The sequence below is a fragment of the Pseudomonas sp. SJZ080 genome (assembly GCF_007828295.1).
Lineage (GTDB): Bacteria > Pseudomonadota > Gammaproteobacteria > Pseudomonadales > Pseudomonadaceae > Aquipseudomonas > Aquipseudomonas migulae_A.
The window spans coordinates 1-21,379 of sequence record NZ_VIUK01000023.1 but is presented as its reverse complement, the minus strand read 5'-3'; the positions used below and the strand labels follow the sequence as shown (position 1 = coordinate 21,379).

General features: G+C 57.0%; 21 protein-coding genes. 13 read left to right on the top strand and 8 right to left on the bottom strand.

What is annotated here, in order from left to right; genetic code table 11:
- Window positions 1-6: 6 nt before the first annotated feature.
- The 4 genes from FBY04_RS24800 (at window position 7) to FBY04_RS24785 (ending at window position 6,848) form a co-directional block, all read left to right on the top strand.
- Window positions 7-2,814, top strand: a complete 2,808-nt coding sequence (locus tag FBY04_RS24800; protein ID WP_145317580.1) for a multicopper oxidase domain-containing protein — start codon at window positions 7-9, stop codon at window positions 2,812-2,814.
- Window positions 2,815-2,831: 17 nt separating this feature from the next.
- Window positions 2,832-3,842, top strand: a complete 1,011-nt coding sequence (locus FBY04_RS24795; RefSeq protein WP_256667152.1) for an SCO family protein — start codon at window positions 2,832-2,834, stop codon at window positions 3,840-3,842.
- 101 nt (window positions 3,843-3,943) lie between these two features.
- Window positions 3,944-5,449, top strand: a complete 1,506-nt coding sequence (locus FBY04_RS24790; RefSeq protein ID WP_145317575.1) for an ATP-binding protein — start codon at window positions 3,944-3,946, stop codon at window positions 5,447-5,449.
- Window positions 5,418-6,848, top strand: a complete 1,431-nt coding sequence (locus tag FBY04_RS24785) for a sigma-54 dependent transcriptional regulator (protein ID WP_084322073.1) — start codon at window positions 5,418-5,420, stop codon at window positions 6,846-6,848. The genes FBY04_RS24790 and FBY04_RS24785 overlap by 32 nt, the downstream gene beginning before the upstream one ends.
- On the opposite strand, the gene FBY04_RS24780 is transcribed toward FBY04_RS24785, so the two are convergent.
- Window positions 6,839-7,234, bottom strand: coding sequence for a hypothetical protein (locus FBY04_RS24780; protein WP_145317571.1), 396 nt, complete (start codon window positions 7,232-7,234; stop codon window positions 6,839-6,841). The two genes, FBY04_RS24785 and FBY04_RS24780, sit on opposite strands and share 10 nt — an antisense overlap.
- Before the next feature lie 170 nt (window positions 7,235-7,404).
- On the opposite strand from FBY04_RS24780, the gene FBY04_RS24775 reads away from it, so the two are divergent.
- The 8 genes from FBY04_RS24775 (at window position 7,405) to FBY04_RS24740 (ending at window position 15,065) form a co-directional block, all read left to right on the top strand.
- The gene (locus tag FBY04_RS24775) at window positions 7,405-8,211 is read left to right on the top strand and encodes a bifunctional 2-polyprenyl-6-hydroxyphenol methylase/3-demethylubiquinol 3-O-methyltransferase UbiG (protein ID WP_145317569.1); all 807 of its coding nucleotides are present in this window, start codon (window positions 7,405-7,407) and stop codon (window positions 8,209-8,211) included.
- Between the two features lie 234 nt (window positions 8,212-8,445).
- Window positions 8,446-9,114 carry an ABC transporter ATP-binding protein gene (locus tag FBY04_RS24770; RefSeq protein WP_145317566.1) on the top strand — a complete coding sequence of 223 codons (669 nt, stop codon included), beginning with the start codon at window positions 8,446-8,448 and terminating at the stop codon, window positions 9,112-9,114.
- A gap of 1 nt (window position 9,115) precedes the next feature.
- Entirely contained in the window at window positions 9,116-11,587 is a 2,472-nt protein-coding gene (locus FBY04_RS24765) for an ABC transporter permease (RefSeq protein WP_145317563.1), read from the top strand.
- A complete protein-coding gene (locus FBY04_RS24760) occupies window positions 11,577-12,644 on the top strand; it encodes a lipocalin-like domain-containing protein (RefSeq protein ID WP_145317559.1) in 1,068 nt (355 codons plus the stop codon). The genes FBY04_RS24765 and FBY04_RS24760 overlap by 11 nt, the downstream gene beginning before the upstream one ends.
- A 148-nt stretch (window positions 12,645-12,792) precedes the next feature.
- On the top strand, window positions 12,793-13,035 hold the full coding sequence (locus FBY04_RS24755; RefSeq protein ID WP_145317556.1) for a hypothetical protein: 243 nt from the start codon (window positions 12,793-12,795) through the stop codon (window positions 13,033-13,035).
- Window positions 13,036-13,046: 11 nt separating this feature from the next.
- Entirely contained in the window at window positions 13,047-13,238 is a 192-nt protein-coding gene (locus FBY04_RS24750; protein ID WP_145317553.1) for a hypothetical protein, read from the top strand.
- Between the two features lie 86 nt (window positions 13,239-13,324).
- Window positions 13,325-13,909 (top strand): hypothetical protein, encoded by a 585-nt coding sequence (locus tag FBY04_RS24745; RefSeq protein WP_145317550.1) that lies wholly within the window; start codon window positions 13,325-13,327, stop codon window positions 13,907-13,909.
- A gap of 334 nt (window positions 13,910-14,243) precedes the next feature.
- Window positions 14,244-15,065, top strand: coding sequence for a VanW family protein (locus tag FBY04_RS24740; protein ID WP_145317547.1), 822 nt, complete (start codon window positions 14,244-14,246; stop codon window positions 15,063-15,065).
- A 40-nt stretch (window positions 15,066-15,105) separates the two neighbouring features.
- Here FBY04_RS24740 and FBY04_RS24735 read toward each other — a convergent pair whose 3' ends face one another.
- The 7 genes from FBY04_RS24735 to FBY04_RS24710 form a co-directional block, all read right to left on the bottom strand.
- Window positions 15,106-16,179, bottom strand: a complete 1,074-nt coding sequence (locus FBY04_RS24735) for a DUF6708 domain-containing protein (protein ID WP_371927857.1) — start codon at window positions 16,177-16,179, stop codon at window positions 15,106-15,108.
- Entirely contained in the window at window positions 16,176-17,279 is a 1,104-nt protein-coding gene (locus tag FBY04_RS24730; protein WP_371927856.1) for a DUF6708 domain-containing protein, read from the bottom strand. Before FBY04_RS24730 ends, FBY04_RS24735 begins: the two co-directional genes overlap by 4 nt.
- Window positions 17,280-17,306: 27 nt before the next feature.
- The gene (locus FBY04_RS32460) at window positions 17,307-17,951 is read right to left on the bottom strand and encodes a hypothetical protein (protein ID WP_371927862.1); all 645 of its coding nucleotides are present in this window, start codon (window positions 17,949-17,951) and stop codon (window positions 17,307-17,309) included.
- A 140-nt stretch (window positions 17,952-18,091) separates the two neighbouring features.
- On the bottom strand, window positions 18,092-18,358 hold the full coding sequence (locus FBY04_RS32455) for a hypothetical protein (protein WP_178118327.1): 267 nt from the start codon (window positions 18,356-18,358) through the stop codon (window positions 18,092-18,094).
- A gap of 311 nt (window positions 18,359-18,669) precedes the next feature.
- The gene (locus FBY04_RS32450; RefSeq protein WP_178118326.1) at window positions 18,670-19,605 is read right to left on the bottom strand and encodes a hypothetical protein; all 936 of its coding nucleotides are present in this window, start codon (window positions 19,603-19,605) and stop codon (window positions 18,670-18,672) included.
- Window positions 19,596-19,877, bottom strand: coding sequence for a hypothetical protein (locus FBY04_RS24715; protein WP_145317545.1), 282 nt, complete (start codon window positions 19,875-19,877; stop codon window positions 19,596-19,598). The genes FBY04_RS32450 and FBY04_RS24715 overlap by 10 nt, the downstream gene beginning before the upstream one ends.
- Window positions 19,867-20,340: a hypothetical protein gene (locus tag FBY04_RS24710; protein WP_145317542.1), complete on the bottom strand. Its 474-nt coding sequence runs from the start codon at window positions 20,338-20,340 to the stop codon at window positions 19,867-19,869. Before FBY04_RS24710 ends, FBY04_RS24715 begins: the two co-directional genes overlap by 11 nt.
- A 106-nt stretch (window positions 20,341-20,446) precedes the next feature.
- On the opposite strand from FBY04_RS24710, the gene FBY04_RS24705 reads away from it, so the two are divergent.
- Window positions 20,447-21,301, top strand: a complete 855-nt coding sequence (locus FBY04_RS24705; RefSeq protein WP_256667150.1) for an SUMF1/EgtB/PvdO family nonheme iron enzyme — start codon at window positions 20,447-20,449, stop codon at window positions 21,299-21,301.
- Window positions 21,302-21,379 lie beyond the last annotated feature (78 nt).

The following is a 21,379-nucleotide window of genomic DNA, read 5'->3' as shown; positions in this document are numbered from 1 at the left end:
CTGGTGATGGACAGAAAAGCGCGGCACCCCTGCAAATGGCTTGGCCTTCTGGCGCCCCTGAGCGTCCTGCTCGCAACGATGCTCGGCACAACGAGCCTGCGCGCCGGCCCGATCGACGACGAAGGACAGCCCGGACCGACCGACCCTTCGGCGTACCACGACGAACCGGCTGACCGACAGGGGGCCTTGGACGCCATTTTGACCATGCCACCGGCCAACCTGGATTCCTTCGATTTGCCGGGGGGCGTCAAAGGCACCCGTGACACCCCGCTCAAGGAAAACATCCTGCCGCCGGCGGTGCAGACCAGCTTCAATTACCCCACCAACGGAAAACCCAGTCCGCTGTACGGTGCTCTGCCGTTCACTCAGCAGTTGCTGCTGTTCGAAGAATTCGGTCTGGAAAAACTCGACCCCACCACCCCGGCGGCGCCGTTGCCGTTTCCACCGGCCGCCATTGGTCCGCTGCCGCAACAGGATCCCACCAGCGTCGCTCGCAGTGCCCCACCGAGCGCGGCGCTCGACGCTTTCATGCGGCAACCGGGGCTGACTCCGTTCCCCAGTCATTATTCCAACGTGGTCGACCGCAACCCTTGGCAGAAGCAGATCGAATTTTTCCTCAACCGCCGTATCGGTTCGTCGGCTGAAGGCCGTCCACCAGGAAAAGGCTGGTCGCACCAGCGCTGGAACGAGTTTTACCCGCAGATGGCCTACAAGACTGTGCAAACCGGCGCACGAGTGAATACCGGCTTGCGTGACAGTCGTCAGATGCACCGCTATGCCATGGGCGAGTTTGGCCCTGGCGGCCTCTATTACAACGTGGCTGGCCTGCCGGCGACCGCAGGCACCGCCAAAGGCGTCAATGCGCGTTTTCACCCGAAAATGCCGGTGCAGAACCACAACGCGGTCTGGACCTTCGACGGCACCTTCCCGCCCAAGTTACTCATGGTGCGTTACGGACAACCCGTGTTGATGCGCCATTACAACGGCTTGCCGATCGACCCGTCAGCGAACATGGGGTTTGGTCTGCACACCCTTTCCACCCACGAACACAACGGTCATCAACCGGCGGAAAGCGATGGTTATGCCAGCGCATTTTTCTTCCCCGGGCAATTCTACGACTACCGCTGGCCGATCCAGCTGGCCGGTTACGACAGCATCAACACCAAGGCTGAGGATCCGCGTGCAGCTTTTCCGTGCTCGCCGGGCGAAACCCTGTGGACCAACGACCTCACCCCCAGCCGCAAGACCTGCGACAACGGCACGATCAAGATCCGCGGCGACTGGCGCGAAACCATGAGCAGCCATTGGTTTCACGACCACATGCTCGATTTCACCGCGCAGAACGTCTACAAGGGCAACGCGGCAATGATGAACTACTACAGCGCCCTGGACCGTGGCAATGAATCGGTGAATGACGGCGTCAACCTGCGTTTACCAAGTGGCAATGCCCTGCCTTGGGGTAACCGCGACTACGACGTCAACCTCGTGTTTGCCGACAAGGCGTGGGATAAAAACGGTCAACTGTGGTTCAACCCGTTCAATACCGACGGCTTCCTCGGTGATCAGGTGCTGGTCAACTGGCAGTGGAAACCGGTCCTGGATGTGCGCGCCCGCAGCTATCGGTTACGCATGCTCAATGGCTCAGTGTCGCGCTACTTCAAACTGGCGCTGGTGCGCGAAATCAAGGGCACCGGCGGCGAGTTTCCGGGGCCTGTCGGGTCGGGCGTGTCGTATGCTCGCGTGCCGTTCCACATGATTGCCAACGACGGCAATATCATGGAGCACAGCGTGCCGTTCGACGGCACCATGGACCTGGATGCCGACGGCGATATGAAGAATCACAACGCGATCCTGCCCACCATGGGCATCGCCGAGCGTTTCGACATCATCGTCAACTTCGCGAAAAACGGGGTCAAGGCGGGCGACAAGCTGTTCTTCGTCAACCTGCTGGTGCATGAAGACGGCAAGGGCCCGGAAGAGCCCGTCTCCCTGGCTGACGTGCTGTCCGAGAAATACAAGGCGATCATCAAGCAAACCAGCAAGGGGCCGAAGTGGGAAGACGGTGACCCGGCGGTAGGCAAGGTGTTGCAGTTCAACGTCAAGGCTTACACCGGTCAGGACCTGGCCATGGACCCGGCTGCCTATGAACCGGCCAAACCGGGCAAGGCTGAAGGCCTGGTGATGATCCCGCTGAAACTTCACCGCGATAATCTGGCCGACAAGGCGCTGCTGGCCAAGGCCCGTCACCGCACCTTCACCTTCGGTCGTTCCGACGGCACTGATCTGGCGCCGTGGACAATCAAGACCGACGGCGGTTTCGGTTTCAGCATGGACCCCCGTCGCCTGAACGTCTCGACCAAACTGGCCTCCGGCCCGACCGATGCCGGCATCAGCGGTTTCGGTACCCTGGAAGTGTGGAACATCAAGCTCGGCGGCGAGGGCTGGAGCCATCCGGTGCATGTGCACTTCGAGGAGGGGATCATCCTCAGTCGCGGCGGCAAGCTACCACCGGAATGGGAAAAATGGGCACGCAAGGACGTGTACCGCATCGGCCCGGAAAAGGACGGCCTGGACAGCGTGGAAATTGCGATCCACTTCCGCGAATTCGCCGGGACGTACATGGAACACTGCCACAACACTCAACATGAGGACAATTCCATGTTGTTGCGTTGGGACGTTGAGAAACCGGGGCAACTGCAATTGATGCCGGTTCCGCTGCCGAGTTGGGATGGCGTGCGCTACGTGAACTCGGCCGCGCTGCCAACCTTCCGCACCGGCGATGGCTACGGCCCTCAAGCGGTGATGAAACCATGATCCGAAGGGGAGCCGACATGACACTGCACACGCCGCGCTCCCGTGCGTTGGGCATGCACCTGATTCTGGTACTGGTGACGTTTCTGCTGGCCAGTCAGGTGCTGCACGCTCATGACGGAGTACTGGCGCCGACGGAATCGGCGACACCCTGGGGCGGTGATTACTTCCCCAACACCTTGCTGACCAACCAGGACGGTCGGCAGGTGCGTTTTTTCGATGACCTGATCAAGGGCAAAGTGGTGGTGATCAACTTCATCTTCACCACGTGCAGCGACTCCTGCCCGCTGGAAACCGCGCGCCTGCGCCAGGTGCAACAATTGCTGGGGCCCCGGGTTGGCCAGGACATTTTTTTCTACTCGATCAGCATCGACCCGTTGAGCGATACACCCGAAGTGCTCAAGGCCTACGCCCAAAAGTTCAAGGTCGGACCGGGCTGGCAGTTTCTCACCGGCGAATTCGAGGCCGTCACCGATTTGCGCAAAAAACTCGGGCTGTTCATCGAAGGCGTCGACAACGGCCGCAACAAGGACCACAACCTGAGCCTGATCGTGGGCAATCAGGGCACTGGTCGCTGGATGAAAGCCTCGCCGTTCGAGAACCCGTGGATCCTCGCCGATCAGTTGGCCAATACCTTGCAGAACTGGAAGCAACCCAGCATTGAAGAGAATTATGCCGATGCGCCCGAGATCCGCCCGCCGAGCAACGGCGAAGAGTTGTTCCGCACCCGTTGTGCTTCGTGTCACAGCCTCGGGCCGCAAGACGGGCAGGGCATCGGCATGCGCAACATCGGCCCGGACCTGATCGGCGTGACCCGCCTGCGGGATCCCGCCTGGCTCAATCGCTGGATCCGCGAACCGGATCGCATGCTCGCCGAAAAGGACCCGATTGCGCTGGAGCTGTTTCAACGCTTTGACAGGATCCCAATGCCAAACCTTCGCCTGGATGAGCGCTCGGCACAGTCCATCGTCGAATTTTTGCAGGAGGAAACCGATCGTCAACAACCGTTGCAGGCCGCGCAGGTGCCATAGCAGCTAATTACTGTTATCGAGCCGTCAGGCGCGATCAATGCCACCTACACTGATTCGAAATGCCGCTGAAAAGGCTACATGCCAGCCACCAGGACCCGTCCATGCAGATACTCGAACAACCCAAGTTACCTGCACCGCCGAACACGCCGCCGAACACGCTGGCGGGAGATGCGGGCTGGCGGGGCCGCTTCAATCTGCTGCGCTGGTTTTCCATCGGCAGCTTTTTGATCATCGCCGCCGTGGCGTTGGGGCTGGGCTACATTTCCACGCGTTTCGTAGTCGAGGAGAGCATCGAACGCGATTCCATGCTGACCGCGCAATTCGTTCAGGCCATCGGTGACGCCGAAATCCGCCACGCATCGATCACCCCGAACAGAACCATGGGCGAAATGCTCGACCCGCGTCAGGACAACGCCTACCCCGATGTCAATCCGGGTGCCCGTGCCGCCTCGCGCAACGAGTTTCTCGATCATGTGGAACATCTGCCGGACGTCCTGCTGGCCACGGTGTACGCCCTGGATCGTACCGTGGTGTGGTCGACCAACCCGGAGTTGATCGGTGTGCGCATTGAAGATGATGAGGAGCTGGACGAGTCTTTCGCGATGAAGGAAGCCGTGTCCACCAGCTACCACGAGATCGATGAAGAACGACCCGAGCAGAAACTGCTGCGCGAGCCGGAGTATCTGTTCATCGAAAACTATATTCCGATGTTCAATGCCGACAAGACCAAGGTCATCGCCATGGTCGAGGTCTACAAGGAGCCGGTTGATCTGGTTGCGCGCATCCAGCGCGGTTTCAAGTCGATATGGGTGGCGACCGTGCTTGGCGGTGTCGTCATCTACCTTGGGCTGTTCTGGATTGTGCAGCGTGCGGCCAAGCTGCTCGAGAGCCAGCAGAAACAGCTGATCGCCAACGAAACCTTCGTGGCTCTGGGGGAAATGTCCTCGGCGGTTGCCCACAGCTTGCGTAACCCGCTGGCAAACATCCGCTCCAGCGCCGAACTGGCCCAGGAGATCGCCAGCCAGAGCTCGCAGAAAAACATCGGCGACATCATCAGTCAGGTTGATCGCATGTCGCGCTGGGTTCGCGAGCTGCTGGTGTCGTTGCGGCCGATGACTGACGAGTATGAAACAGTGGATCTGGTGCTCGCCATTGACGACACCCTGAGTGCCTTCGACGCGCTGATCAACCGCTCCAATGTCGACGTTCGCTTCACCCCCAACGCCTGCCCGCCGGTCGTCAGCCAGCAGGTGTTGCTGACGCAGATTCTCAACAGCCTGTTTGCCAACGCCCTGGAAGCCATGCCCAAGGGCGGTGTGCTGAGCATCGAGATTGAGTCGCCGCAAGCCGGGCATGTGCGCATGACCCTGAGCGATACCGGCAAGGGCATGACCAAACAGCAGCAGCAAATGGTCTTCAAACCGTTTTTCACCACCAAACAAGGCGGATTGGGCGTCGGCCTGGCCCTGGTCAAACGAATAATGGAACGCTTCGAGGGCTCGGTCGAACTGGCCAGTCAGGAGCGGCAAGGAACTCGCGTCAGTCTTAACTTTAAAGTGGCAACGGGAGGGGAATATGGGGCAGAGCATTCTGCTGGTCGAGGATGATGAACTCCTTGCCGAGAACATTCAGACCTATCTTGAGCTCAAGGACTTCGATGTCACGGTCTGCCACTCGGCTGAAGAGGCGCTGGAGCAAATGCGCATGTTCGCCCCGGACGTGGTATTGACCGACAACTCGCTACCGGGCATGAGCGGTCACAATCTGATCCAGAAGCTGCGCATCAGCGCGCCGGAGCTGAAAGTGATCATGATGACCGGCTATGGCAATGTCGAAGACGCCGTGGTGGCGATGAAAGAGGGCGCGTTTCATTACGTCACCAAGCCGGTGGCGCTGCCAGAACTCAAGCTGTTGCTGGACAAGGCCCTGGCTACCGACCGGATGGAGCGAACGCTGTCGTTCTATCAGGAACGCGAAGCGCAGAAATCGGGGGTGCAGGCGTTGATCGGCGAATCGGGGCCTATGCTCTATCTCAAAGGCACTATTGCGCAGTTGCTTGACGCCGAGCGCCGGATGGCCAACACCGATCTGCCGCCCGTGCTAGTGGAAGGCGAGACCGGCACCGGCAAGGAGCTGGTGGCCCGCGCGCTGCATTTTGACGGTCCGCGTGCCAAGGGGCCGTTCATTGAATTCAACTGCGCATCGATCCCTTCCAACCTGGTGGAGTCGGAGCTGTTCGGCCATGAGAAGGGCGCGTTCACCGACGCCAAGGACCGTCGCGTTGGCCTGGTCGAAGCGGCCGATGGCGGAACATTGTTTCTTGATGAAGTGGGTGAAATGGACCTGCTGCTGCAGGCCAAACTGCTGAAGCTGATCGAAGACCGGACCATTCGCCGGGTCGGTTCGGTGAAAGAGCGCAAGGTCAATTTGCGGGTGATCAGCGCCACCAACTGTAACCTCGAGCAAATGGTCCAGCAGGGCAAGTTTCGCCGCGACCTGTTTTTCCGCCTGCGGATCATTTCGATCAAGGTGCCGCGCCTGTACGTCCGCGGCGAAGACATCCTGCTACTGGCCCGGCATTTCCTGGCGATCCACGGCAAACGCTATGGCAAACCGAACCTGTATTTCAGCGATCAGGCCGAAGAATTGCTGCTCGGCTATAGCTGGCCGGGCAACGTGCGCGAATTGCGCAACATGCTCGAACAAACCGTGCTGCTGGCCCAGAGCGACACCATCGCCGCCCACCAGTTGAACGTCTGCCTGAGCCTGGTGGATGAACCGCCGGCGATGCCGGAGGCGCAACCACACAGCGAACCACGTCCGGTCTACAACGGCAACGAGTCGATGAACCTGCCGGAAGTGGAACGCGACATGGTGCGCAAGATGCTCGACCGGACCGACTGGAACGTCACTAAATCCGCACGACTGCTGGGCCTGAGCCGCGACATGCTGCGTTACCGGATCGAAAAACTCGGCCTCGCACGCCCGGACAAACGTCAATGGTAAACGGGCGTCGCCAGGCCCTGGCGACTGAGGCAGGCCAGCAGGCATGTGGGGTCGACGACTTCTTCGTTCACGTAGACACCGCGTTCCGGATCGTAGGAGCGGATGAACACCCGGACGGTGGCATCCGCGACCGTCGGCAACCGTGAGTCGGAGAACTCATGCTGGCTGGCGATCGGGATGAAATCCAGAGGAGGTGTCGGGATGTAAGAGCGCGGCGGTACCGTGCTCAGGGTCGGCGGAACGGGGTGGGCGAACGGCTGGTTTTCGCCGTAATAGTTGAACTCGCTGCTGTACTCGGACGTGGGTACAAGGCTGTCTTGCGCGTGAACGCCGTTGGCGGCGGTCAGGCAGAGGGCGAACAACAACGGCAGATGGGTGTGTTTCATGGCAGTACCTGCGAAATCGGTTTTCCCGCATTTCCCCAAGGTCATTAACTATAGCTGCCGGATGTGGGCGATGCCTGGCTTACAAGATTCCAACAAACGCCACGTGGGTTTTTCAATAACGCTGATCTAGACTCGGCCGGTCTGATAAAACCCGAGTTCTGGAGTGTGCAATGGAAATGCCGTCAAAAGAAAAGGCCATCGCCAGCAACCGCGATGCCTGGAATGACTCCGCCCGACACCACAAAGACAATCCTGAATGGCCCTCGCTTCTGACGGCGGTCACTCAAGGCGATTTTTGCTGCATCGACGACACCTTGCGCGGTGTGCTGGAACAGGTCGGCGTAGACGGCAAGGACGTTGTGCAATTGGGCTGTAACAACGGTCGTGAAAGTCTTTCACTGTTTGCATTGGGTGCCCGCAGCGTCGTGGGTGTTGATCAGTCCGAGGCGTTTCTCGATCAGGCGCGGGAGCTGGCGACGCGTTCGCCGCACGCACCTGAATTCATCGAGGCCGACATCCACCATCTGCCGAGGGAACTGCATGAGCGGTTCGATGTGGCGCTGATCACCATCGGCGTCCTGAACTGGATGCCGGACATCGGCGAATTTTTCCGCCACGTCGCACAAACCCTCAAGCCCGGTGGTGCACTGGTGGTGTACGAAACCCACCCGTTTCTGGAAATGTTCGACCCCGAAGCCGCCGACCCGTATGGCTTGGCCAGTTCATACTTTCGCAGCGAGCCATTCGTGCAGGATCAACCGATCGTCTACGAAGGCAAGGTCGAGCAGCCCGCCGCGACGTCCTACTGGTTCGTCCACACGCTGGGCGAGATCTTCACTGGCGCCATCGAGGCGGGATTGCAGATCAGCCACTTCAAGGAGTATCCGCATTCCAATCGTGAGGAGCTTTATGACCGCTATCAGAAGCAAGCGGCGCAGTTACCGTTGTGTTTTACATGGGTGGGGGTGAAGCGCTGAGACCGAGTCGGCTCCTGCAAAAATCAACAACACCGCTGTACCTGTAGGAGCGTGGCTTGCCCGCGAAGAGGCCGGCCCATTCACCGCACATGCAAAGGTCTTCACCACCGCGCCCAATCACCTGATCACCTTTCCAGGATCAGCTCGTCGGCGCAGAAGGACCGCAATCCCCAACGGACAAAACCCATCCCGGCCCGCTATCCTTTGCCCCACGCCCCTCAAACAGGTTCACCCATGCTTCAGGTCCAAGGCGTCTACAAAAGCTACGCCACCCCGCAAGGTCCGTTGCCGGTATTGCAAGGTGTCGATCTGACGCTGAAACCCGGCAGCAGCCTGGCGCTGATGGGCGAGTCGGGCAGCGGCAAAAGCACCTTGCTGCACTTGATCGCGGGGTTGGACAAGGTCGATCGCGGCAGCATCCGCAGTGGTGAACATCAGCTTGAACGGATGAGTGAGGGACAACTGGCGTACTGGCGGCGGACTGAAATCGGTCTGGTGTTCCAGCAGTTCAACCTGATCGGCAGTTTGCGCGTGGAGGACAATCTGGCGTTTCAGGCGCGGTTGGCCGGGCGGCACGATTCGCGCTGGCAGGCGCATCTGGTGCAGCGTCTGGGGTTGGGGGATTTGCTGCGGCGTTATCCGGAGCAGTTGTCCGGCGGTCAACAGCAGCGGGTCGCACTGGGGCGGGCGCTGGCGTCGCAACCCAAACTGCTGCTGGCCGACGAACCCACCGGCAGCCTCGATGAAACCACCAGCGATGAAGTGCTGAAGTTGTTGCTGGAGCTGCTCGACGACAGCCCCACGACGTTGTTGATGGTCACTCACAGCCCAAGAGTGGCGGCGCGACTGGCAGAGAAAGTGGTGTTGCACCGTGGTCGTCTGGCTGGCGCGGACGAGCGCTGAGGTGCGGGTTTTTCGCGAAACGATGCGGGCGCTGCTCAGCCATTGGCGGCAGCACCCGGTGCAGTTTTTCAGTGTGCTGACCGGGCTCTGGCTCGCCACCAGCCTGTTGACCGGCGTGCAGGCGCTGAACAGCCAGGCGCGGGAAAGTTATGCGCGGGCCAGTCAGTTGATCGGCGGCGAACCCCAGGCCAGCCTCAGTGCGCCGGGTGGCGGGACGTTTTCCCAGGCCTTGTTTGTCGAACTTCGCCGTTCAGGTTGGCCAGTGTCGCCGGTGCTGCAAGGGCGAGTCACGCTCAAGGGCCATGAAGATCAGCGCTTGCAGCTGATGGGCATCGAGCCGGTGTCGCTGCCGACCGGTGCGGCGGTGGCCGGGCAGGCGATGGAGATCGAGCAGATTGTCGGGTTCTTCAGTCCGCCGGGCAGCACCTGGATTTCGCCGCAGACCTTGCAAACGTTGGGGATGCGCGAAGGCGAGCAGCCTTTGAGTTTGAGCGGTACGGCATTGCCACCGTTGCATGTTCAAGCCGACATGGCCCCCGGTGTATTGCTGGTGGATATCGGCTTCGCTCAACAGATTCTGGGGCTGCCGGATCAACTGTCACGGTTACTGTTGCCCAAGGATTTCACCAGAACGTTGCCTGATCAGTACAAAGGCCATCTCCAATTAAAAACCAGCGGCGAAGAGAACAATCTTTCGCGCCTCACCGAAAGCTTTCACCTGAACCTCGATGCCCTGGGTTTTCTGTCCTTCGTGGTCGGCCTGTTCATTGTCCATGCCGCCATCGGACTGGCGTTGGAACAACGTCGAGGGCTGCTGCGGACCTTGCGCGCCTGCGGGGTCAGCGCTCGAATGTTGATCGCTTGCCTCGCTGTTGAACTGGGTGGTCTGGCGATGATCGGGGGCCTGGCAGGCGTCGCCAGCGGCTACCTGCTGGCCAGTGTGCTGCTGCCAGACGTCGCCGCCAGTCTGCGCGGGTTGTACGGCGCCGAAGTGGCGGGGCAGTTGAGCCTCAGCCCTTGGTGGTGGCTCGGCGGAGTTGGCCTGAGTCTGCTCGGCGCGTTGCTGGCCGGTGCCAACAGCCTGTTGCGGGCGGCGCGTTTGCCATTGCTGGCCCTGGCCGATCCGCAAGCCTGGCATCAGGCCCACGCGCGTTGGTTGCGGCGACAGGGTTGGGTTGCAGCGATTTCGGGCGTGATCGCACTGCTGGCGTTGATCTTTGGCGACAGCCTGGCCAGTGGATTCCTGCTGATGGCCGCGCTGCTGATCGGCGCGGCACTGGCGCTGCCGGTGATGCTCGATACGGTGCTGAACCTGGTACTGCAGCGCAGCCGTTCGGTGCTCGGTCAATGGTTTCTCGCCGATTGCCGTCAGCAGTTGCCGGCCCTGAGCCTGGCGTTGATGGCGCTGTTGTTGGCACTGGCGGCGAACATCGGCGCCGGCAGCATGACCGCCGGTTTTCGCCAGACCTTCAGCGACTGGCTCGAACAACGGCTGACCGCCGAGCTGTACGTGAACCCGCAAAACCCGGCCCAGGCCAGAGAACTGCAGAGCTGGCTCAAACAGCAACCCTCACTCAGCGCGGTGCTGCCCAGCTGGCAAGTGTCGATCCAGTTGCAGGGCTGGCCAGCGGACGTGTTCGGCGTGATCGATCACCCGACGTACCGCCAGCACTGGCCGTTGCTGGAAGCCTTGGGCGACAACCCATGGGACCGACTGGCCAAGGACGACGCGCTGATGCTCAGCGAGCAACTGGCCCGGCGCCTGAAGGTGCGCCTCGGCGACCACCTCACGCTGCCCACGCCAACCGGCCCGTGGTCGCCGCGAATCGTCGGGATCTACGCCGACTACGGCAATCCGAAGGGCCACATCCTGGTCAACGTCGACCACCTGCTGCGCGGCTGGCCGCAACTGACACCGAACCGCTTTAACCTGCGCATCGAGCCGCCGCTGATCCCGGCGTTCCTCAAATCGTTGCAAACACGCTTCGCCCTGGACGACAGTCGCATCATCGATCAGGCCCGGCTCAAAGGCTGGTCCACGCAAGTGTTCGAACGCACCTTCGCCGCCACCGCCGCGCTGAACAGCCTGACCCTGGGCGTCGCGGGCGTGGCGCTGTTCATCAGCCTGCTGACCCAGAGCCAAAGCCGTCTCGGACAACTCGCACCGTTGTGGGCGTTGGGCGTGACGCGCCAGCAATTGATGCTGCTCAACCTCGGGCAAACCTGGTTGCTGGCGGTGCTGACGCTGGTCCTCGCGTTGCCGCTGGGCATCGCACTGGCGTGGTGCCTGGACACGGTGATCAACGTTCAGGCGTTCGGCTGGCGCCTGCCGTTGCGGTTGTTCCCGCTGCAGCTGGCGCAGTTGATGGGGCTGGCGTTGCTGGCGACCTTGCTGGCGTCGGCGTGGCCGTTGTACTCGCTGTATCGCTCGCAACCGGCGGATCTGCTGAGGACCTTTGCTCATGAGGATTAAACTCGGCGCATGGTTGCTGATGCTGCTGTTGAGCGGCTGCGAGGACTCGGCGCCGGTTGATAAAGGCTTTGCCGGTCTTGGCGGTGAGGCCGCTACATTTACACCGGTGGTGCCCGGTCGGGTGTTCAGCTTTCCGGCGGATCACGGCCCTCACGATGGATTTCGCATCGAATGGTGGTACGTCACCGCCAACCTCAAGGACGATCAGGGGCGCGAGTTCGGTGTGCAATGGACGTTGTTTCGCAGTGCCTTGAAAGCCACGCCCGAAGTGGCAGGTTGGGCTAACCAGACGATCTGGCTGGGCCATGCAGCCGTGACCTCGGCGACGGTGCATCACGCGGCTGAACGCTACGCCCGTGGCGGCGTCGGGCAGGCCGGGGTGAGCGTGCAGCCGTTCAATGCGTGGATCGACGATTGGCGGTTCAGCAGTCAGGGTGCCGATGCGCTGTCGGACCTTCAACTCAGCGCCCGCGACAAGCTTTTCAGCTACCAACTGCGGCTCACGTCCACGCGTCCGCCGGTACTGCAAGGCGAAAAGGGCTTCAGCCAGAAATCCGAACAGGGCCAGGCGTCGTACTACTACAGCCAGCCGTTTTTTCAGGCCAGCGGTACGCTGGAGGTCGACGGCAAGACTTATCAGGTCAGTGGCCCGGCGTGGCTCGATCGAGAGTGGAGCAGCCAGCCGTTGACCACGAACCAGAGCGGTTGGGACTGGTTTTCGCTGCACCTGGACAGCGGCGAACAGGTCATGCTGTACCGCATGCGGCAGAAGAACGGCGAGCCGTATCTCACCGGCACCTGGATCGACGCCCAGGGCCAGACACAGTTACTGCCTGCCTCCGACATCCGCCTCACACCGCAAGACACCGCCACCGTCGCCGGGCGCTCAATGCCCGTGCGTTGGTCGATCAACATCCCCGCCAGACACCTCGACATCACCATCAATGCGCTCAACCCCAATGCCTGGATGGATTTGCGCATTCCGTACTGGGAAGGCCCCGTACGTCTGAGCGGCAGTCACGCGGGGCAGGGCTATCTGGAAATGACCGGTTATTAAGATCAAAGGATCGCAGGCTTCGCCAGCTCCTACAGGAGATCGCGCCACTGTAGGCGCTGGCGAAGCCTGCGATTTTCTGATCTTGAATCCACAGGAACTACGACCATCGCCCGGCCCTCTACCGTACGAACGCCAACCGGAGCCCGCCATGAGCGACGACCTCAAACCACCCGACCTTGCCGCGTGGCAGCGCCTGTTCGAGGACAAGGCCTACTGGCAGCAATCCCCTGACGCCCATTACACCGAGCTGCTGCGCGTGGCCGACGATCTGTTGGGGCAGGGCGCCATCGACCTCGACCAGTGGCAGGCCCTGAAAGCCAAGGCCGATCAATCCCACAAAGACTCGCCTGGCGTGAACGTCGCCCACGAGGTCGACGACCCCGACGCCTGAGGAGAACCATCATGAACCGCCAACCGCCTGACACCTCGGAACACCCCGACGAACCGCGTCCACCCGGAGAAGTCGAGCGCGACAACGACGCCCTGCGCCCCACTGATCCGACTCGCCGCAAGGACAGCGGCAAAGGCACCGACAGCGGCGAATCCACCGACAGCGGCGAATCCACCGCGCAGGAGACGGCGGAAAATCGCTGAACAGCGTCTATGCTCAGTGGCACGGACGGCGCTGAGTCTCGGTTCAGAGCCGTCCGCTGCCATTCATCACAGGGAACGTAGCGCTTATGAAACTTCATGCACTGACCAAAGCCATCACCCTCGCCACCGTATTGTCTGCTGCCAGTTTCAGCGTCATGGCAGCGGATATCCCGCTGTCTGTGGCCGTGGAAGCCGATCAGGTCACGACCAAAGTCCTGGCCGTCGACGCCGCCAAGCACCAAGTTGTCCTTGAAGGTGCCGAAGGCCGACAGGTTCATGTCCAGCTCAGCGACAAGGCCAAGAATCTGGGCAACCTGAAGGTCGGGGATCAGGTCAAAGTCGAAGTGATCCGCTCGGTGGCGGCCTACCTCGATACCGATGTCGACAAAGGATTGCCTGGCTCCATCGAGCGCACCGGTGAAATCCGCGCAACAAAAGACAATCCCAGCCCGGGCGGTGAAGCGTTCCGTCAGGTACAGGTTCAGCTGAAAATCACCGACATCGACCTGAAGAAAAACCAGGTCACTTTCGAGAACCCGGCGGGCCAGTCGAAAACCGTCAACGTCGAGAAACCTGAAGTTCAGAAAAAACTGAAGGACTTGAAAGTGGGACAAAGCGTTGTCGTCACTTACACCGATGTATTGAAAGTGACCACTCAACGCGAAAGTTGAGTATTGACTCTATAGTGCCGATTGTTCTTGTATAACTTTTTGTACAAGAATAATCGGCTTTTATGGTCGAACTGGTGAGTTTGGTGGGAGTATGTAAGTTATATTTTGTATGACATTCAATCATTGTTCGATAAATTTCATGTTATATGCGCGGACTTATTCAAAGAGTTCCACTAAAATACTTTCCGTTCGCCCAGTGGCAGGGCTCTTTACCGGTGCATGGATTGCCAAGGCCATTACACTGGGCGAACACCTTCTTCGGGCGTGCTGATCCGTTAAGATACGCAGCATTTTCAGATCAAGGACGAAAACGGCTGCCGCCGTTCTGACACGGATGAAACCACTCTCCCTTTATCACCCGGCTCTCTACTGGCTGCGCGTGTGGCAAAAAAGACTGTTCCGCCAACTGGCCTGGCGCTTCTCCCGCAAGCATTACGCCCGCCCGAAAGACGCCTTTGAGCGTTTGCCGTTCCGCTACCTCAAACACACCTCCAAACTGATCCGCAAACTCGGCAACTCCGACCTTGCCCAGCAACACAACAAAGTCGTGAACCTGAAACTGGCCGTGGATTCAATTGATGGCGTTGTCATTGAGCCTGGCGAATACTTTTCCTTCTGCCGCCTGGTCGGCCGACCAACCCGAAAACGCGGCTATGTCGAAGGCATGGAACTGTCATTCGGTGAAGCGCGCAGCGGCATCGGTGGCGGGATTCGTCAGCTGAGTAACCTGATTCACTGGATGGCGATTCACTCGCCGCTGGTGGTGATTGAGCGATCGAATCACAGCTTCGATCCGTTTCCGGATGAGGGGCGGGTACTGCCCTTCGGTTCCGGGGCAGCGATCTTTTACAACTACATCGACCTGGTATTGCATAACCCGACGGATCGGCACTTTCAGCTGAAGTTGAAGGTGGGCGAGCAGCAGTTGGAAGGGGAGTTGTTGTGCGATCAGGTGCGGGAGTTTTGGTATCACGTTTATCAACGTGGGCATCGGTTTGTGCGTGAGGGGGAGCGGGTGTTTCGGGAGAATGAGATCTGGCGGGAGATAAGGAGTAAGGGGCAGGATAGTCGGGTGTTGGAGAGTGCGCGGCTTTATAAGAATCGGGTGTTGGTTAAGTATGAGGTTGGGGAGGAGGTGTTTGAGGTGGGGGGATAAAAAATGGGCGATCAATCAGATCGCCCGTTTTTTTTGGGTTTTATTCGGGGGTTATCCTGGTTTCGAAATACGCACTAAAGCTCTTCCCTTGGGCGAAGGCCTTTTCGATTTTGGCGCTTTGTATATTCAACTCAGCACTTGGCTTCTCCCATTGCTCGGGTGGCAAGGGCCGGGACCAGTCTGAAATCGAGTCAGGCAGGCTTTTCATGCTGTAGCCATGATCCCACTCGGCGACCCAGTACGGGAATCGCCACCAGGTCATTACATGGGACAGATACCAGCAGCCAACACCCAGCGCTGAGCGCTCGTTGTGCCGGTACTCCTCGTGCATATCTGCACGTTCCTGATCGAAGGTATGGCGGCCTTCGTAAGGCGCATTGCCGGGGCAGTATTGCGGTCCCTTTTCCATATAAACGCGGATCGCTTCCCAAGTACCGAACCCATGGATAGGTGTCGCCATAGCTCGATTCACAAAATGGACTTTGTCGGCCTTAAGGTCGTCGAAGGCCATGCCGAAGGTGTAAGTGCTCATTGTGCCTACGCCGGTTGAACCGGTGCTGACGGAGAGCCAGGAGACCAGTTTTTCCCATGGCTGGATGACGGGTTCGTCGGAGTTGTTGGGGAAGAAGCAGACTTCGCGGCGTTGGCGGTTGAAGCGGATGGGGCGGGTTTTGGATTTATCGAGGGTGGTACTGATCACAACATACAGTCCTAAAACTGCTGCGCCAGCTGCTCCCCAAGCGCCGATGGCAGCGCCAGTGGGGAAAAACTCAATGAAAATGTTTATAAATGTTCGGCCGTAGGGATCACCGATACTCATCAAACCTGCGATGAAAGGTCCCACTATCAAACTTACAATCAGCAAGAGCATTACACTCGCGATCATTACTCTGGTTTGGAAAGCCTTATTAAAGTTGCTACTACCCACATCGAGATAAGTATCGTTGACGTCGAGAAAGCTTCCATCCAAGTCCATTGGCGTCTGCCCGGTAGGAATCGGTAATGGTGAGAAGAACACCGCCTCGCCAGTGGCAAACCGTCGGGACTCGCCAGTAACAGGGCGCTGATTGCTCAAGTCCCGCCAATCACCGGGCTGTTTGATCTCTGCATTCATAATGCCGAGCTACCTGCTGACTTTTTCGCCTCGGTTTTACTTAAGTTTGCGTTGAAGTACGTCATGAAATCCTGTCCTTGAGCAAAGGCTTTTTCGATCTTCACACTTTGCTCTTTTAAAGCTTGGCTTGGCTTCGCCCACTGCTCAGGCGGAAGAGGTTTAGACCACTCAGAAATGGATTCAGGTAGAGATTTCATGCTGAAACGGTGGTCCCACTCCGCAACCCAGTACGGAAAACGCCACCAGGTGATCAGGTGTGTCAGGTACCACCAACCAACTCCTAAAGCGGAACGTTCGTTGTGCTGGTATTCCTCGTGCATGTCTTGTCGTTCTTTATCGAAGGTGTGGCGGCCTTCGTAGGGAGCTTTGCCAGGGCAATACTCCGGACCTTTTTCCATGTAGACACGTATGGCTTCCCATTTGCCTAGTCCATGAACAGGACTCATGACCTCCTGTGTAAGAAAGTGCACCGTATCGGCCTTGGGATTATCTATGGCCATACCAAAGGTGTAGCTACTGATTACGCCTACTCCGGTGAATCCGGTGCTGACTGAGATCCACGCAACCGTGTCTTCCCAAGGCTGGATCACGGGTTCATCGGAGTCGTTCGGGAAGTAACAGACCTCTCGGCGTTGACGGTTAAATCGGATGGGGCGGGTGCGGGCTTTGTTTCTTGTGGTGCTGATAATCGCGTACAGGCCAATCAGCGCCGCTCCCCCTCCACACCAGAGCGCTAGTGATAGCCCGAACTCAAAAAAATCGTTGAAGTAAAACCAAAAGCTTCTGCCGAATGGATTTATGAATGCTGCGAAGCCCATCAAGGTTGGGAGAACAAATAAACAAACGATAACTACGACTGTCGGGAGTGACACCGCTAATCGTGCTTGGAAAGACTTGGTGAGATTGCTGCTGCCCAAGTCCAGATAGGTGTCGTTGACTTCAACAAAACTACCGACGAGATCCATTGGAATTTGCCCGGTAGGAACCGGCAGTGGAGATAGGAACAATGCTTCGCCAGTGGGGAACCGACGAGTTGCCCCAGCGACAGGGCGCTGCTGTTGAATATCGAACTCATCGTACTGCGCAGAGGTAGGTGTCATACAGGATAACCATAAAGTGGATTCGGCCTAGGACGCGTCCACTGCAGGCTCTTTATCCGGTTCGGCAAATTTCACCTTGAAATAATCCAACAGGTTCTGGCCTTTGGCGAAGGCCTTCCGGATTTCGGCGCTCTCCTTGAGCAACGCTTCGCTCGGCATAGCGTGTTGCTCGAGGGGGAGAGGTTTTGACCATTCCAGGACTTCTTTAGGGAAGGCGGCTTTGGGGCGGTTGTTGATCCAGGCTGCGATGTAACAAGGTATCGTCCAGCCACTGAAAAACTGAATTATCAAAAACTCCCAGATATACCGAAGGAATGAATGATGAGAACGGTATCCCTGTCTACACATATGGAAATACGCGACTGATCCTGCTTCGAATTCATCTGATTGCCCCATTGGTAATGCTTGAGGCCCTTCTTCCATATAGACGCGTATAGCCTCCCACTCAGCTATGGCTTGGTTCAAGTTTCCACTAGGAACACTGACCCAAAGCACGTCGCCATTTTTGTCGCGAAGTCCGATCATCAGTTTGAACTCTGGGATTACAGCATATTGAGTGATCAGTTTGCTAACTGAAACGCTCGCGATTACTTCTTCCCAAGGCTCATAACGAGGGGACATTCCCTTCTTGGGAACAAAAACAACTTCCCGGCGCTGGCGATTAAAGCGTATGGGAGGTTGATTGCTGGCTTGGCGAATTGCAAAGAAAAATACGCAAAGGTAAAGAGTGGCAAGCGCGCCAACAAAACCCCAAACCGCAATGCTTGTAAAGAAATCCAGCCAACTACTCCAAAACGGTTCTACATCTCTTCTTAGCCAAGACCCAAACCCCGTTGTAAAAAAAGAAAAATCAACAAGAACATCACTGCACCAATTCCTGCTCGGGCCATAAACTCAAAACTTCCTCGAGAAAGGGCAAAGTCTAAGAAGACTTCATTGGCAGAGCGGTGAAGTTGGCGCGCACTGAAAGGCAGCACTCCGGTCGGTACCGGTTTTGGTGATAAATAGACTATCTCAGTACCCGGCTCTCTCTCGACATCACCTGCATGAGGTAGCCGATCATATTTGTTTTTAAGCATGTAAATGCTCCGGTTTCACGTCGACCCACTGTAATGGCGTTCGACTGGCTCGGACGGATGGCTCGCCATTAACGACGGTATTTTTTCCAGCCCCAAGAAAACTTAAAGATACAGGGTAATATAGGTATTCGTCCGTAGCTTTCAGGGGGGCGTTCGCAATGTCAGGCTGAACGCTAAATCGCAATTTAAGTTGTGATTGCTCACCGCACCAGTTTTCAGGTACGACGAGCCGAGCGTAAGGGGGTTGATATTTGCCAGACTTAGTCCATCTCTGACATCAATGCCCACATCTCATAAGGAACTATTTGTCTCTACTTCTCAATATCAACCAATCTCGTGGTAGGACCATCTGATTGCAGGCGCTCCAGCACAATCTTCGGCCAACGATTACGCGAGCGACGTTTAGCTATTTTGTACGTGAAATCTTGAACTAGGTTCAGGGGGTGGAAAAACAAGTTTCCCAAGAACATCGCGGCATCAATGCCACTTAAATAGTTTTTACCATTGGCAGCAGCTTTTTTTTCTGTAATGACTTGTAGGGTGTGACCTAGAAACTCCGACTGTTTGAGGTTCGATGCTAGTAAATCTTTTATGAATGTATCTGAATTGCTTGAGTTGCCATTTTTGTCAAACCAAGGCCCGTTATTCATGTAAGCGCGGATGTACTCCCAAAAGCCCTTTTGCATTTCAAGGGTTTTTCCTATTGGAGAACCAAGGCTAATCATCAATGCATTTTCTGGGTCGCCGAATCGCTGGACCATGATTTCCAAAGAGGAGTTTTTCATTCCGGCGGTATAAGGTCCGACCATCTGAAATTCGCACGTTAGTGCTTCCATGCCATCCCAGGGGGCATGAAACAGTTCCCCGTTGTTGTCAAAATATACTTCGCGGGTGCGTCTGTTGAACATTATAGGTAAGGGTAGTCGGCGAAAAATCTCCCAAAAAAACGGGATCAGAACCAGTGGAGTTGCGACAATCAGAGCATTGCCGGCACCTGCGTAATTGCCATTTGCGAGTAGCCACAGGGCTATAAGCAGGCAGGGAATCGACCCGAACGCCATTACGCCCGTGAGGAGACCTCGGTCCGTATCTCCTCCGGTTTTTAACGACAAAAAATTCTCAGTATGCTCATCGGTGATGAACAACTCCATCGGTGCTTCGCTGGTAGTTTCATTCCATTTTAAGCTGGCATGAGGCACCGCCCCGTACTTGGCCCGGGCTTGATGGGCCAGATTCTTCACAACCATGCGAGTTCCTTGATCTCAATTGGTGGCAAGGTCATACCTTCTAGTGGTGAATAGCTAAGCATGCCATTTATGCTTTTCAGTGCTCTACCGTTACGGTCAACGTGATAAACACGTCGATAAACCGCTACACCCTCTTCTGTAGCAACGCGGCTTCCTTCGTGACGATCAAAGCCATTTCCTGTCCATTTTACTTTCTCTCGCTTACCACCGTAACCGAAAATCCATCCCCATACCTCTTCCCCTTCAAATAAGATCATGTCGTCAGTCAACACGCTTTTTCCTGGCATGACGCAGCATGAGATAGGTGCTTTCGATCATGCCTTTATACGGGTTCAGTTCATTTAAGCGAGATGCTTCGAAACTGATAGGAAAAATGACTTTGTAGAACTCGATCATAGAGGATTTGTAGTTGTTGGACCAATCAGCAGGAGCGACCCCAAATTTTGTGCCTTTCACCCATTTTTCCAATGGGGTGTCTTGAGTGTAGAGTCGTGCAAATACCCCCCCCACTATCAAAATGGTCACTCCCAACGCCTTAAAGGCTAGATGGGGGGCTTGACTGACTCCTCGGCCAATCGCTGCAGCGTCACCAAGAATGACCGCAGCTCGTGCTGCCCGAACAGCTCTAAATGTCTGAACATAGATGGCCAGATTCGCTCCCGATGCTGCGCTCAAACCTGCGCTGATTCCAGCAGTATCAAAGTCACCATTACGGTATGCCTCGAAGGTATCCAAACCATAGACAAATACCGAGATATTGAAAGGCTTTGTGCGGGACTTTGCTGTGCGGACAGGGGATGTTAATGTTCGGACTTTGTCGCATTTTATAAGGATATTTCCAGTGCTACGTCAGCTCGTACTTGCCCTGCCAGCCATGATGTTTTTAGTCGGTTGCGAGGCGGAATCCGGCCCTTTGCCTACCAGCAAGAGTCTTGCACCAGAGAAAGTTTCCAGCATCGCGGCCACCATTGCGAAGAAGTACCCTGATCTTTCCAGCGAACTACGCGGTAAGGTGCTCAACTCCGTCGTGCAGTCCATCGACAATATGGTGTTTGTCGAGGGTGGACAGTTTGATATGGGGGACTTTGGCTGGATTTGTGAGTACGACGAAAAGGATGTGTGTACTTGGCCTTGCGGGCAAGATCATGAGCAGATGTGTAACATTAGTCCTGATGGTGATGATGATTTCGTACACCCGGTAAAGCTGAGTGGTTACTACTTATCGAAACTTCAGACTACGCTTGAGCAGTTTGATCTGTTTTTTGTCGCGAACGGAAAGCCTTTATTTGACACTAAATATCGAAATAGAGAAGATCTAAAAGACACACTTTATAATCCAACGCTACCTGCTCCCACTCAAAGCTGGCAGGAGGCTAAAGATTACTGCCAGTGGATTGGAAAACTAAGTGGTTATCCCGTGGACCTTCCCACTGAGGCCCAGTGGGAGTATGCAGCCCGCAATCGAGGCGAACATGTGCTGTTTCCGACCGATACTGGGAGTCTAAGTTATGGGAAAAATTTTCCAATGGAGTCTGAAACAGCTACTTTTTCTGTAAAACGTTTCACACCCAACCCTTTAGGCCTCTACGATATGTCAGGCAATGCTACTGATTGGGTCAATGATTGGTATGGCAAAGATTATTATCAGCACTCTCCATTAGAAAACCCAAAGGGACCAGATGAACGAGCCCCATGAAAGACAGGACACCGTTTCCCCCTTACGATAAGGGATAGGCAAACGGTTATGTTTATGACTAATAGCAACGATAAGAGT